Annotated in this window: 10 protein-coding genes; 6 read left to right on the top strand and 4 right to left on the bottom strand. The window is 61.9% G+C overall.

Annotated features, from left to right (window positions below; translation table 11 throughout):
• Positions 1–168: 168 nt before the first annotated feature.
• The 3 genes from C7378_RS07115 (at position 169) to C7378_RS07105 (ending at position 2,645) form a co-directional block, all read left to right on the top strand.
• Positions 169–435, top strand: a complete 267-nt coding sequence (locus tag C7378_RS07115) for a hypothetical protein (RefSeq protein WP_131993972.1) — start codon at positions 169–171, stop codon at positions 433–435.
• Positions 436–1,046: 611 nt separating this feature from the next.
• Positions 1,047–2,015: a protein-methionine-sulfoxide reductase catalytic subunit MsrP gene (gene msrP, locus C7378_RS07110; RefSeq protein WP_131993969.1), complete on the top strand. Its 969-nt coding sequence runs from the start codon at positions 1,047–1,049 to the stop codon at positions 2,013–2,015.
• Positions 2,016–2,021: 6 nt separating this feature from the next.
• Complete coding sequence (locus tag C7378_RS07105) at positions 2,022–2,645, top strand: protein-methionine-sulfoxide reductase heme-binding subunit MsrQ (protein ID WP_131993966.1); 624 nt, start codon at positions 2,022–2,024, stop codon at positions 2,643–2,645.
• Positions 2,646–2,649: 4 nt separating this feature from the next.
• On the opposite strand, the gene C7378_RS07100 is transcribed toward C7378_RS07105, so the two are convergent.
• The 3 genes from C7378_RS07100 to C7378_RS07090 are packed head-to-tail and all read right to left on the bottom strand — an operon-like array spanning position 2,650 to position 5,430.
• Entirely contained in the window at positions 2,650–3,279 is a 630-nt protein-coding gene (locus C7378_RS07100; RefSeq protein WP_207901366.1) for a LutC/YkgG family protein, read from the bottom strand.
• On the bottom strand, positions 3,272–4,696 hold the full coding sequence (locus C7378_RS07095) for a LutB/LldF family L-lactate oxidation iron-sulfur protein (RefSeq protein WP_131993963.1): 1,425 nt from the start codon (positions 4,694–4,696) through the stop codon (positions 3,272–3,274). Before C7378_RS07095 ends, C7378_RS07100 begins: the two co-directional genes overlap by 8 nt.
• The gene (locus C7378_RS07090) at positions 4,693–5,430 is read right to left on the bottom strand and encodes a (Fe-S)-binding protein (protein WP_131993960.1); all 738 of its coding nucleotides are present in this window, start codon (positions 5,428–5,430) and stop codon (positions 4,693–4,695) included. The genes C7378_RS07095 and C7378_RS07090 overlap by 4 nt, the downstream gene beginning before the upstream one ends.
• Before the next feature lie 200 nt (positions 5,431–5,630).
• Here C7378_RS07090 and C7378_RS07085 point away from each other — a divergent pair, with 200 nt between their 5' ends.
• Positions 5,631–8,288 (top strand): glycoside hydrolase family 3 C-terminal domain-containing protein, encoded by a 2,658-nt coding sequence (locus C7378_RS07085; protein WP_243648121.1) that lies wholly within the window; start codon positions 5,631–5,633, stop codon positions 8,286–8,288.
• Between the two features lie 36 nt (positions 8,289–8,324).
• Positions 8,325–9,911: a carboxylesterase/lipase family protein gene (locus tag C7378_RS07080; RefSeq protein WP_131993957.1), complete on the top strand. Its 1,587-nt coding sequence runs from the start codon at positions 8,325–8,327 to the stop codon at positions 9,909–9,911.
• Between the two features lie 44 nt (positions 9,912–9,955).
• Here the strand turns inward: C7378_RS07080 and opgC are convergent, their stop codons facing one another.
• Positions 9,956–11,152, bottom strand: a complete 1,197-nt coding sequence (gene opgC / locus C7378_RS07075; RefSeq protein WP_131993954.1) for an OpgC domain-containing protein — start codon at positions 11,150–11,152, stop codon at positions 9,956–9,958.
• 83 nt (positions 11,153–11,235) lie between these two features.
• Here opgC and priA point away from each other — a divergent pair, with 83 nt between their 5' ends.
• Complete coding sequence (priA, locus tag C7378_RS07070; protein WP_131993950.1) at positions 11,236–13,701, top strand: replication restart helicase PriA; 2,466 nt, start codon at positions 11,236–11,238, stop codon at positions 13,699–13,701.
• Positions 13,702–13,750 lie beyond the last annotated feature (49 nt).

Below are 13,750 nucleotides of genomic sequence, written 5' to 3'. Positions count from 1 at the left end.
GATCTGCCACTATTGCCGTACCACCTCCAAGCGATTTGGAAAGCACAGAAATGGCATCCAACGCTTCCGCTGCAAAAACCTTCATCGAAGATCACACCGCCCCACTAGACGACATGCGCTTGTCGTTGGATAAGGCTGTGAGCATCCTCAAGCTGCTAGTTCGAGGATATGAGCGTTCGCAGTGTGGAGCGCGTCACCGGCGTTCACCGCGATACGATCCTCCGCTTGCTTGTACTGGCCGGGAACCGTTGCGAACGGATGATGCAGCGCAAGATCGAGCACTTGACGGTACAAGACGTGGAAGCCGATGAAATTTGGGGATTCGTCCAAAAGAAAGAAGGCCACAAATGGCCCCACGAGGAAGAGTCTCTAGAAATTGGGGACGTATATTGCTTCGTGGCGATGGAGCGCAACACGAAACTCGTATGGGCTTAACCACATCGGCAAGCGCGACCGGATGGCTACCGAGTCGTTTCTCACGAAACTGTGGTATGCCACATCGGAGCAACGCTTCCAGTTCACGACGGACGGATTCAGCCTTATGTGCAAGGCGTGGACTTGGTGTTGAGCGACCGCGTGGACTTTGCACAATTGATAAAGGTCTATTCATCATCCCGCGAAGGCGAGCAACGGTACAGCCCTGGTGAAGTTGTGGAGGCCGTCCCAGTCCGCATCTGCGGCAATCCGAATCCGAAGCGCATTTGCACGTCCCATATCGAACGCCAAAACCTTAGCATCCGGATGGGAATGCGCCGCATGACGCGCCTCAGCAATGCATTTTCAAAGAATTGGGAGAACCTGCAAGCCGCATATTTCCTATGGTTTGCGTTCTACAATTTCTGCCGAGGTGCATTCCAGCTTGAGGATCACGTCTGCAATGGAAAGGGGCATCACGAATCACATTTGGTCGATTGCGGAGTTAATTGCCTAGCAACGCACTTTTAGGACACTACCAACCGGAGCGGCAGGCATCTGTTCCGCGCGCCCGGGGCGTACTCTAATTATTGGTATGCGTCAAAACAATGACGGCAGACAACGGAGACCTTATGCTCATCCGCAAACCCGATCCAATTCCCTCATCGGAGATCACGCCGAAATCGGCCTACCTGAATCGCCGCCAGTTCATGGCGACCGCAGCCGCTGCTGCCGCGGGAGCAGGCGTGCTGGGCGAGCGCCTGCTCCATCCCTCCGCCACTGCACAGGCCGCCGCCACCAAGCTCAACACCGTCAAGAGCCCGCTCTCCACCACCGGCGAAACCCTCACGCCCTACAACGACGTCACCACCTACAACAACTTCTACGAGTTCGGCACCGGCAAGGGTGACCCGTCGAAGAACGCCTGGAGGCTGCACACCCGCCCCTGGACCGTCTCCGTCGATGGCCTGGTCAAGAAGCCGAAGACCTTCGACATCGACACCCTGCTCAAGATGCGCCCCATGGAGGAGCGCGTCTACCGCCATCGCTGTGTCGAGGCGTGGAGCATGGTCATTCCCTGGGCCGGCTACTCGCTCTCTGAGTTCATCAACCAGTGCGAGCCCCTCAGTTCGGCCAAATACGTCCAGTTTCTCTCCCTCGACGACCCTAAGCAGGAGCCGTGGATCAACGAGGTTTCGCTCACCTGGCCCTACTCCGAAGGTCTCCGCATGGATGAAGCCATGCACCCCCTCACTTTGCTCACCTTCGGCCTTTACGGCGAGGTGTTGCCCAATCAGGATGGCGCTCCCATACGTCTCGTCATCCCCTGGAAGTACGGCTTCAAATCCGTCAAGTCTATCGTCAAGGTGCGCTTCGTCGACAAGCAGCCGCACACCGCCTGGAACGACGCCGCGCCCAATGAATACGGCTTCTACTCCAACGTGAATCCCAACGTCGATCATCCCCGCTGGAGCCAGAAGACCGAGCGTCGCATCGGCGAGCCTATCTGGAAACAGCGCCGCACCACGCTCATGTTCAACGGATATGGAGATGAGGTCGCAAAGCTTTACACTGGCATGGACCTTCGCAAGAACTTTTAAGAGCCCATGCCCAACCGCGCCGTCGTTGCCCTCAAGGTTCTCGTCCACGCTGCCTGCCTCGCGCCGGTGGCGTGGCTCCTCTATCATCTGGCCATCAGTCAGCTCGGCCCGGACCCTACGGCAACGGTCACATTTTTCACCGGTCGCGGCACCCTGCGCCTGCTCGTTCTCTCGCTCGCCGTCACCCCGGTTCGCAAGCTCACGCCCAAGCTGGCCTGGCTCATCCGTTTCCGCCGGATGCTCGGGCTTTATGCTTTTTTCTACGCCTGCCTGCACCTGATGACGTATCTGTGGCTCTACGCGAACTTCGATGTCGCAACCATGGTCGATGACATCACCCGCCGCCGCTACATCATGGTCGGTTTCGCCGCCTGGCTCCTGCTGTTTCCCCTGGCTCTCACTTCCACGAAGTGGTCCATCCGCAAGCTCGGGGGCAAGCGCTGGCAGATCCTGCATCGACTGGCCTACCTTGCCGCCATCTGTGGCGTCGTTCATTACTGGTGGATCGTCAAGCCCGGCGTACACACGCCGTTTACCATCACCGCCGTGCTCGCCCTGCTGCTCGCCGCGCGTCCCGCGCTCGATTACGTCTCCAGCCGTCGCCGCCGTCCCGCCATGCGCGAGGCTTAAGCCCTCAGCCGCGTACCAGAACTACGTCCAGATACCTCGGCCCATGCACGCCGCGGATACGCGTCATCTCGATATCCGCTGTAGCCGACGGTCCCGAGATAAAGGTAATCGGAGCGGTTACATATTCCCGCAGCGCATCGAAGGCCTCCGGCACCGTCTCCACCACCTGCTCCTCGCGCACGATGCAGATGTGAAGATCGGGCAGCAGTGTCAGCCTTCGCGTCCCCTCGCCGGGCCCGTGCCGCAGCACCAGGGAGCCCGTGTGGGCAATTGCCACCGTACAGGTCGTCAGCACCGCCTCGATCTCTGAGAGTGGCTTTCTGTCCAGCTCGCCTTCTGGAATCATGCCGCCGAAGGCAGGCAGCCACTCCGCGGGAAACCCCTCAGGAACCACCAGGCTTTTCACCTGCCGCTGCCTGCAGAGATTCGTAACCGTCGTTGCTACATTCTCGCTGCTGGCCTCGTAAATCTGCGCGTCATACTCGCGCAGCCGGTCCAGCAGCGTCTCCACACGCGCCTCTGCGCTCAGCGAGCCCTGCCGTTCATAGTCCCGGGGCAGCGGTAGCTCAGGCCCATGCTGCACGGCAATGGCTTCGCGGATTCTCGCCAGCATCAACTCACGCGTCTCAGCCATTGCTCTTCTCCCGCTGTTTCCACCATTCACGGAACGACTGCTGCGGCATCGGCTTCAGGTCGCGAACCGCCGTCCAGTTTCCCAGCATTCCCGGCAGGTTCCTGATCCAGCCGCCTGAAATAAACGGCCACTGTCCGATCCGCCCCAGCCGCTGCGCCGCCTCGAAGCGCCGCGGGCTTCTGAAGACCATCGCCATCGCCTTCATCGCGACGCTCTCCACGTTCGCGCTCTGCTCCTCGACAATCTTCCCCCGCAGATGCACCAGCACCTCGGGAATATTGATCTTCACCGGGCAGACCTCATAGCACGCTCCGCACAGCGACGAAGCATAGGGCAGCGACTGCGAGTGCTGCATACCATGCAGTTGCGGCGTCAGGATAGCCCCGATCGGCCCTGCATAAATGGAGCCGTAAGCGTGGCCGCCCGTCTGCCGATAAACGGGGCACGTGTTCAGGCAAGCCCCGCAGCGGATGCAGTGCAGCGTCTCGCGCGCCTCCGGATTGGCCAGCACCTTCGTCCGCCCGTTATCCAGCAGCACCAGGTGAAACTCGCGCGGCCCATCGCCCTCATGCACCCCCGTCCAGATCGAGTTGTAGGGGTTCATCCGCTCGCCCGTCGCTGAACGCGGCAGCAGCTGCAGCATCACTTCAAGATCCGCGAAGCGCGGAATCACCTTCTCGATGCCCGCCACTGCGACCAGCACCTCCGGCAGCGTCAGGCACATGCGCCCATTGCCCTCTGACTCGACAATGCACACGCCGCCCGTCTCGGCGATCAGGAAATTCGCGCCGCTCACCCCGATCTTCACCTTCAGGAATTTCTCCCGCAGATAGCGCCGCGCCGCCGCCGTCAGGTCTTCCGGTCGGTCGCCGAGATCCGGCAGGTTCATCGCCCGCGCAAAAATCTCCCGCACCTGCTGGCGGTTCTTGTGCAGCGCCGGAACCACGATATGCGACGGCTTATCCGCGCCCAGCTGAACAATCATGTCCGCAAGATCGGTCTCATGCGGATGAATCCCGGCCGCTTCAAGCGCCGGGTTCAGCCCGATTTCGTCCGAGGTCATCGTCTTGATCTTGATGACCTCCTTGCCGCCATGCTGCTTCACCAGCCCGACAATGATGCGATTTGCCTCATCCGCATCCGTCGCCCAGTGCACATGGCCGCCGGCCGCGGTAAACGCCTGCTCAAACTGCAGCAGGTACTCATCCAGATGCCGCAGCGTGTGCCGCTTGATCGCGCTGCCCGCATCGCGCAGCGCCTGCCAGTCCGCCTGCTCGCCCACCACCAGCCCGCGCTTGCGCGTGATCACGTCGGTGGCGTGGCGCACATTCCTGCGCAGCTGCGTGTCGTCGAGCAGCGCCAGCGCCGCCTGCTGAAAGCTCGGCGCCGAAGCCGACTCTCCTACGCGAATGCTCATGCGCCGCTCCCGTCCGATGCCAGGATCTCCGCCAGGTGCACCGTGCGAATCCCCGTCCGCTGCCGGTGCAGTCCTCCGAAGATGTGCATCAGGCAGGAGTTGTCGACCGCCGTGCAGATCTCCGCGCCCGTGTTCTCCACGCACCGCATCTTCTCCGCCAGCATCGCCGCTGACACCTCGCCGTTTTTCACCGCAAACGTGCCGCCGAAGCCGCAGCACTGGTCGATATTCGCCAGCTCCACCAGGTCGATGCCGCGCACTTTCCTCAGCAGCCGCAGCGGCCGGTCACCAAGCTGCAGTCCTCGCAGGGAGTGGCAGCTCGCGTGATACGTCACGCGATGCGGATAGTAGGCGCCGACATCTTCGAGCCCCAGCTTATCCGTCAGCAGCTCCGTCAGTTCAAAGACGCGCGGCAGCAGCGCAGCCACTTCCTCCGCCAGCGCCGCATCTCCGCTCGCCTCTGCCATCTTCGGGTAGTGGTCGCGAATCATCGCCACGCACGACGACGAAGGGATGCAGATCGTCTCCGCGTTCCTGAACGTCTCCACGAACTGCCGCATCAGCGGCAGCGCCTCCTGCTGGTAGCCGGTGTTGTAGTGCATCTGTCCGCAGCAGGTCTGCGCCAGCGGAAAGACAACCTCATGCCCGAGCCGTTCGAGCAGCCGGACCACGCTGATCCCCGTCTCAGGGAACAGCGTGTCGTTATAGCACGTAATGAAAAGCGTGATCTGCACAGCGCCTCACACAGAAAGTCTAATCCCGGAAAAACCTAATTCTAATAGAGGAAATATTTCCACTCACGGTTCCAGGTTGCGAAACTGCCGCCCCTGGCCGGAACAAGGCCAGTCTCCGGCCTTCTCCATCCGGCGGCGGGTTACGCACTAAATCGAAAAAGTTATACACTGAGTCGCGCAACAGGAACCGACTCATGCTCATGATAAAGACTGCCTGCACCCTTCTCGCCGCTTCGCTTTTTTCTTTCACCGCCACCTCCTGCCTGGCTCAGAATGCCTCCTCCATGCCGCTTGATCAGCAGTCGCGCCAGTCGTATGAGAAGCGCGCTGCCGAGCTCGTCTCCCGCATGACCCTTGAGGAAAAGGTCTCGCAGATGAAGAACCACGCCGCTGCCATTCCGCGCCTCGGCATTCCCGAGTACGACTGGTGGAGCGAGGCGCTGCACGGCGTCGCCCGGGCCGGCTACGCAACCGTCTTTCCGCAGGCCATCGGCATGGCTGCCACCTGGGACACCGGCCTCGTGCATCAGGAGGCCGACATCATCTCCACCGAGGCGCGCGCCAAGTTTGCCCAGGCACAGGCTGCCGGCAATCACAGCATCTTCCACGGCCTCGACTTCTGGTCGCCGAACATCAACATCTTCCGCGATCCGCGCTGGGGCCGCGGCCAGGAGACCTATGGTGAAGATCCGTATCTGACCGGCCGTCTCGGCATCGCCTTCATCACCGGGCTGCAGGGCAATGACCCCTCCATGTTCAAGACCATCGCCACCGCCAAGCACTACGCGGTTCACAGCGGCCCCGAGTCCACGCGCCACAAGGTCAACATTGATCCGTCGCCCCACGATCTTGAAGATACCTATCTGCCCGCCTTCCGCGCTGCCATCACCGAGGGCAAGTCGGACTCGATCATGTGCGCCTATAACAGCGTCAATGGTCAACCCGCCTGCGCCAACACCATGCTGCTCGTCGATACCCTCCGTCGCGACTGGGGCTTCAAGGGCTACGTTGTGTCAGACTGCGATGCGGTAGATGACATGTACAGCGCAGTCGGACACCACTTCTCGCCTGACGCGGCCCACGCTTCCGCGCTGGCCGTCAAAGCGGGCACTGATCTTGACTGCGGCACGGCTTACTCCGGCCTCATTGATGCCGTCCATCAAAAGCTCATCAGCGAGGCGGATATCGATCGCGCCGTCACCCGGCTCTTTGCCGCCAGGTACGCTCTCGGCCTCTTTGACAAGCCCGGCGCCACCGCCTACTCCCGCATCGCTCCAGCGCAGAATGACACCGAGGCCGACAGCGCCGTCTCGCTCAAGGCAGCGCAGGAGTCCATCGTCCTGCTTCGCAATCAGAATCACACTCTGCCGCTCTCTCACTCCATCAAGACACTGGCCGTCATCGGTCCCAACGCTGAGGACAGCCGCGTTCTGGAGGGCAACTACAACGGCGTTCCCAGCCACCCCGTCACTCCGCTCGCCGGCATCCAGAAGACCTTCTCCGCTATGGGAACCAAGGTGCTTTACGAGCAGGGCTCGCCGCGCGTATCCGAGCTGCCGCTGGTCGTTCCCAGCAGCGCTTTCGTCGGCGGTCTCAAGGCCGAGTACTTCAAGACCGGCGATCTCACCGGTGCCTCTTCCGCCCAGCAGGATAGCCACATCGACTTTGACTGGAATCAGGCCGCGCCGCTCTCCGTTGGAGATGCTCACGACTTCAGCGTTCGCTGGAGAGGTCAGTTCCAGCCCGTCGCCGCCGGCACGCAGACCTTCCGGGTGCAGCTGCAGCAGTGCTTCCCCTGCGCCGGGACCACCTCTTACAAAATCTTCTTCGACGGCAAGCAGGTTGCCGCGCTGTCATCGCCCGACAATGACCTGCGTAAGCAGAAGTTCTCTTTCACCGTTCCATTCGCCAACACCAACCCGGTTCGCTTCCGCATGGAGTATTCGCACACCGGCGGCACTCTCGGGGCAGGCGTCACCCTCAAGTGGCAGCCGTCCGTCGAGGCTCTCCGCGCTCGCGCCGTGGATATCGCGAAGCAGGCGGACGCGGTCATCGCCGTCGTCGGCCTCTCGCCTGACCTGGAGGGTGAGGAGATGCCGGTCCACATCCCCGGCTTCTCCGGTGGAGATCGCACGGACATCAATCTCCCCGCCGTCCAGCGGCAGCTGCTTGAGGCCGTCGCTTCTACCGGCAAGCCTCTCATCGTCGTCCTCACCAGCGGCAGCGCAGTTGCGGTGGACTGGACCGCGACTCACGCCGAGGCTCTGCTTGAGGCCTGGTACCCCGGTGAAAACGGCGGCACCGCCATCGCCGATGTGCTGAGCGGCAAGGTCAATCCCGCGGGCCGTCTGCCTGTCACTGTCTATCAGTCGGTCGATCAGCTGCCCGCGTTTGAGGACTACAGCATGAAGGGGCGCACCTACCGCTACTTCACCCAGAAGCCCCTCTACAGCTTTGGCTATGGGCTCAGCTATTCCACCTTCACCTACCAGAACCTCCACCTCTCTACCGTCAGCCTGCCCGCAGGCCAGGGGCTCCACGTCGACTTCGATGTAGAGAACACGAGCAGCGTCCCCGGCGATGAGGTGGCGCAGCTCTACCTCACACCTCCCTCGTCGCCTACGAACCCGCTGCGCAAGCTGGTCGGCTTCAAGCGCATCTCCATCGGTGCTCACCAGACGCAGCATGTTTCCTTTGACGTCAGCCCGCGCTCGCTCAGCATGGTCAACGAGAAGGGCAATCGCGCGGTTCTGCCCGGCTCCTATACACTCTTCGCTGGCGGCGCGCAGCCTGCGGATGCATCCATGGGCGCAACCCAGATGTTTGAGATCACCGGCACGCAGATGCTGCCCCGCTGACAGTTGTCGTAACCAGGAAGGAAAGGCGATATCACGATGAGTTTTTTCAGCCGTTATCGGTTGTCTGCAGCAGTAATCGCGGCACTCTCTCTCACCCTCAGCGCGCATGCAGGCGATCAGCTTCGCGTCAAGACAGCCACCGGCAAGCTTGAGGGCAAGCTCTCCTCCGACGGTCAGGTGCGCGACTTCCTCGGTGTACCCTTTGCCGCGCCACCCGTCGGACCGCTGCGCTGGAAGCCGCCGCAACCGGCAGCGAAGTGGCATGGCGTCCGTCAGGCCACCAGTTTCGGCTCTCACTGCATGCAGCCGCTGGTCTTTCCCGACATGATCTTCCACGATCCCGGCCCCAGCGAAGACTGCCTCACGCTCAATGTCTGGACACCTGCGAAAGACAAGAAGGCCAAGCTTCCCGTGATGGTCTGGATCTACGGCGGCGGCTTCGCTGGCGGCGGCACCTCTGAGGCGCGGCAGGATGGTGAGCATCTCGCGCACAAGGGCGTCATTGTCGTATCTATGAATTATCGGCTCGGCATCTTCGGCTTCTTCGCGCTGCCGGAGCTGGCGTCAGAGTCCTCGCACCACGCCGCCGGCAACTATGGCCTCATGGACCAGGTGGCCGCACTCCAGTGGGTAAAGAAGAACATCGCCGCATTCGGCGGCGATCCCTCCAAGGTGACCATCTTCGGCGAATCCGCCGGATCGATCTCCGTCAGCGCGCAGATGGCCTCTCCGATGGCGCAGGGTCTCTTCGCACGCGCCATGGGTGAGAGCGGCGGCGCGCTGGGCAATATCGGCTCATCGTTTTCCTCCCTCGACGTCAGCGAGCAGCAGGATGAAAACTTCGCCCGCAAGGAGATTGGCAAGGCCAGCCTGGCCGACCTTCGCGCCATCCCTGCCGAGGAGTTGATGAAGATGGCAGGCCGTGGCCGCGCAGATGGCTTCCGCCTCTTCTGGCCCAACATCGACGGCCAGTTTCTGCCGCAGTCTCCGGAGGAGATTTACGCCGCAGGCAAGCAGGCCCATGTCCCTCTGCTCGCCGGTTGGAACATGGATGAGCAGAAGGCCTCCGTTTCCATGGCGAAGGTCAAGCCAACCTCGGAAAGCATGCGGGAGCAGGCTGAAAAGGACTTCGGTCCCCGCTCCGTCGACTTTCTGCACGCCTATGCAGTCAACCAGCAGGAAGACCTGATGCGCGTCGAGGAGGATTTCGCAGGCGACCGCTTCATCGCCTTCTCCACCTGGGCATGGCTCGAGGCGCAGGTCAACAACGGCGCTTCACCCGTCTACCGCTACCGCTTCGATCTGCCATCTCCCGGAGACTTTTTCCATTCCCCGGAGATGGGCGCCTTCCACTCGGATGACATAGAGTACGTCTTCGGCACCCTCGACTCCCGCAAGGACGCCAAGTGGCGGCCGGAGGACTACAAGCTCTCCGACCTCATGCAGACCTACTGGACCAACTTCGCCAAGACCGGCAACCCCAACGGCGCAGGGGCGCCCGACTGGCCGCAGTACAACTCCCAGGGCGACTGGCAGGTCATGCACCTCAGCCCCGAGCCGGGAGCACGTCCTAACCGTCATCGCGACCGCTACCTCTTCCTCCAGCAGGCCTGGAAGAAGTAGCTGAAACCATCCGCCGGGCGATAATGATTATCAGGTGATAATTATTATCGTTCGGCGATGATTTTGAGCTCGGAATTGGTCATTTCGACCCTTTTTTGCTCCAATTTTTCGGCTTTAAGAGTGGCCTTTTGCTTCGCCAGTTTTTTGCTCCGCACCACCTGTGCCGCGACCAGCAGCAGCCCCACAAATGTGACGATCAGCAGCCCCAGCGCATGCATTCCATGTAGCTCCGGAATGTCGTTATAGAGCAGCGCCAGCCCGAAAAAAACAAAGAAAAGGTGCGCGCAGAAAACCTGCAGCGAAGCCTTCCCCAGCGTCAGAAAAGGCTCCCGCGCCACCATTTTCACTACATATTTGCGCAGTCGATAGAACACAATCGTGAACGCGACAAGATTGAGCACGCGCAACGGGCCGATGTGCCACTTGTCCACCTGGATGGCCAGCGCCTGCTCCGTAAGCTGCGTTCCAAGCCATCCGTAGCGCACGCCGATGAAGAAGACACAGGCCGCGGCTGAGAGCGCCACCGCCCAGCGGGGAACGAGCTTGAGCGGCAAGGTTCCTTCTGCCGAACGCGCGCCCAGCCATAGTCCGGCGATCCACACACCCTGCCAGGCAAAGAGATCGAAGGCGCCCGTTTCCTGCAGCGGAATGGGTAGATGCGTAGCGCGCACCACGACGTTGTGCACCACGTCGCGCAACCCGAACTGGGCCAGCAGCCAGACGAGCCCGCTGAGGGCCAGCACGCGATTCCAGCTCCACCGGATCGCCACTGACAGCACAAATGGCGTGCCTGCAAGGAAGATGACATACATCGGCAGAATGTCCAGCAGCGGCGGGCAGTAGAGCAGCAGCAGTGACCCCAGAATGGCAACGACCGGATGCGCGATGTAGAAGTTAAGCAGGTTGTAGATAGCCGCGCGATGGGTAGTGACCGCATATCCGGCAACGACCGTGAAGGCGAGCGTCAGCAGGAGCAGGTGATAGCCGTAGATCTTGAGCGCGCGCTTCCACAGATGCGCACGCAGGCCGTCTCTGTCCTCATGCGCCTTGCGGATATAGATGCGGCTGACCAGCAGCGCCGACATGAACACGAAGCCCTCTGCCGACGTTACAAAGCCGATCGGCTGGTTCACAATGTCGCTGAAACGCGTCGGCAGATGGGTCAGCGTCATCCAGACGAGGAAGAGGCCGCGCAGTGCATCGAGTTCGGGCTGCCGCTGCAGCTTGGGAAAGTGAATCATCTGGTTGAGCCGGGGGGGAACTATATCCCTTAGACCCGGAAGGGCGCAGCAAGGTTGCGCCTTTTGTTAGTCTCAGGTGAGGTATGAGCGGTTATTGCGATGTAGCGCTTCCGGTACCCCTTGATCGCGTCTTTACCTACGCGGTCAACGGTGAAGCGCCGTCTGCCGGCTCCCGCGTCCTGGTGCCCTTTCGCAGTGAAAAAATGGCAGGTGTGGTGACGCGCGTCTATGAAGAAGCGCCTACCTTCGAAACCAAGCCGCTGCTCGCGCTTCTCGATCGTGAGCCCATCATTTCAGACGAGTTAATGAAGCTCGCCGTGTGGATTGCGAGCTACTACCTCGCGCCGCTCGGCGAGGTGCTGCGCACAATGCTGCCGCTTATGGCGGAGGTGCGGCAGCGCGTTCTTTATCGCATCACCGAAGCTGGCCGGCAGGCTCTCTACGACGGAGCGGTAAAGGGCTCGTCGCGTCGCTCGCGGAAATCCCCTGAAGACCAGGATGCGGAATACGCGATCCTCAACCGGCTGGAAGATGGCGAAGCCGCAACCTTTGCCGCGCTGCGCCGGTCGGCCGCGGCCACCCGAGAGCTGCTGACGGGCATGGTTCGCAAGAAATGGCTGGCGCGGGAGACAGAGGCCGAATCGCGGGATGCGCGACGGCTGGTGCGCTGGGCAGTGCTCGTTCCCGAAACGCGTCTGCCGAAACTCAATGAAAATCAGCAGACGATCCTGGCGGAGCTGGCGGGGGCGAACGGCGAGCTGCCTGTCGCGGAGCTGAAGCGGCTGGAGCTGCCGGACTCAACCCTCGGAACGCTGGTCAAGAGGGAACTGGTGCGCATCGAGGAGCGGGCCGCCGAATTTCACCTGACGGGTCTGGGCCAGGGCGGGCGCGGCAAGCATACCCTGAACGTGGCGCAGCAGGCTGCTTTTGATTCCATTACTTCAGCGGTCGTAACCGGCGAGTTCAGGCCGCTGCTGCTGCACGGTGTCACGGGCTCGGGCAAGACCGCGGTTTACCTGGCAGCGATGCGCCATGCGCTCGATTGGGGCCAGTCGGCCATTCTGCTGGTGCCTGAGATCGGCCTCACCCCGGCAATGGCGGCGCAGCTGCATGCGGAGTTTGGCCCGGAGGTGGCGCTGCTGCACTCGGCCCTGACGCCGGAGGAGCGCGCCGAGCAGTGGCATCGTATCCGCAGAGGCGAGGCGCGGATCGTGGTCGGAACCCGGTCGGCGATCTTTGCGCCGGTCACGAAGCTGGGCCTGATTGTCGTCGATGAAGAGCACGACTCCAGCTACAAACAGGAGGAGATGCCGCGCTACCATGCGCGCGACGTGGCGGTAATGCGGGCAAAGTTCTGTGCGGCAACGGTGGTGCTCGGCTCCGCAACGCCGTCGCTCGAGAGCTGGCACAACTCGGAGACGGGCAAATATGCGCGCATCGAGCTGCACCAGCGGGTGAACAATCGCCCCCTCCCGGAAGTGGAGTTGGTGGACATGCGCCGCGAATTCCAGGAGACGGGGCAGGAGCAGCTCTTTGCGCGCGCGCTGATCGAGCAGACGCAGCAGACGCTCGACCGTGGAGAGCAGGCGATTATCCTGCTCAACCGGCGCGGCTATTCCTTCGTGGTGCTGTGCCGCGCCTGCGGCGAAAAGCTGCAGTGCGAGAATTGCGCGATTTCGCTGACATACCACAAGCCCTCGATCAGCGAAGACGACCGTGCGCATGTTGGGCAGCGGCTGGAGTGCCACTATTGCGGCTACAAGCGCACCGTTCCCAAGATTTGCCCCAATTGCGAGAGCGAGCACCTCTACTACCTCGGCGCCGGCTCGCAACAGGGCGAGGAGCGGCTGCAGGAGATATTCCCCGGCGCCCGCATCGGGCGTATGGATCGCGACACGGTTCGCGGGCGGCATGATATGGAACGGCTGCTGATGAGGCTCCATTCTGGAGAGATCAACCTGCTGGTCGGCACGCAGATGATCGCCAAGGGCCACGACATACACGGGGTCACGCTGGTAGGAGTGGTGGGCGCTGACCATGCACTGGGGCTGCCGGATTTTCGCGCGGCAGAGCGGGTATTTCAGCTGCTGACGCAGGTGTCAGGCCGCGCGGGCAGAGGCAACCTGCCGGGCCGGGTGCTGGTGCAGACCTATCACCAGGACCACTACGCAATTCAGACCGCCGCCAAGCATGACTTCCACGCCTTTGTGGCGCGGGAGATGAAGATGCGCCGCTGGACCCACTACCCTCCATTTGGCTCGCTGGCGAATGTGCTGATTCAGAGCCCGCATCTCGAAGAGGCTGCCGGTTGGGCTGCAGCGCTGGGGAAGTGGTTCGCCGCGACCCCTCTTGACCGGATAAGGGTGCTGGGGCCTGCGGCTGCGCCCATCTCGAAGATCAAGCGAATCTATCGCTTCCACCTGATCCTGAAGGCGGAGCAGAGACAGAGCCTGAGCCGGACACTGCGTGCCGCACTCGCCCATGCCGAGGCGATAGGGATTCCACGCAGGAACCTGATTGTGGATGTGGATGCTGTGAGCCTGATGTAACGAACGGTCAGGTGCTGAGAGCTACCTGACCGCTGTGAGCGCTAAATTT

This window comes from Acidipila rosea, from assembly GCF_004339725.1.
GTDB lineage: Bacteria > Acidobacteriota > Terriglobia > Terriglobales > Acidobacteriaceae > Acidipila > Acidipila rosea.
The sequence above is the reverse complement of the archived record's forward strand: the minus strand, read 5'-3'. Positions and strand labels throughout refer to the sequence as shown.

Excerpts from the sequence above, each read along its gene's own strand:
- C7378_RS07115 (WP_131993972.1), top strand. The coding sequence starts at position 169 with ATGAGCGTTCGCAGTGTGGAGCGCGTCACCGGCGTTCACCGCGATACG.
- msrP (WP_131993969.1), top strand. The coding sequence starts at position 1,047 with ATGCTCATCCGCAAACCCGATCCAATTCCCTCATCGGAGATCACGCCG.
- C7378_RS07105 (WP_131993966.1), top strand. The coding sequence starts at position 2,022 with ATGCCCAACCGCGCCGTCGTTGCCCTCAAGGTTCTCGTCCACGCTGCC.
- C7378_RS07100 (WP_207901366.1), bottom strand. The coding sequence starts at position 3,279 with ATGGCTGAGACGCGTGAGTTGATGCTGGCGAGAATCCGCGAAGCCATT.
- C7378_RS07095 (WP_131993963.1), bottom strand. The coding sequence starts at position 4,696 with ATGAGCATTCGCGTAGGAGAGTCGGCTTCGGCGCCGAGCTTTCAGCAG.
- C7378_RS07085 (WP_243648121.1), top strand. The coding sequence starts at position 5,631 with ATGATAAAGACTGCCTGCACCCTTCTCGCCGCTTCGCTTTTTTCTTTC.
- C7378_RS07080 (WP_131993957.1), top strand. The coding sequence starts at position 8,325 with ATGAGTTTTTTCAGCCGTTATCGGTTGTCTGCAGCAGTAATCGCGGCA.
- opgC (WP_131993954.1), bottom strand. The coding sequence starts at position 11,152 with ATGATTCACTTTCCCAAGCTGCAGCGGCAGCCCGAACTCGATGCACTG.
- priA (WP_131993950.1), top strand. The coding sequence starts at position 11,236 with ATGAGCGGTTATTGCGATGTAGCGCTTCCGGTACCCCTTGATCGCGTC.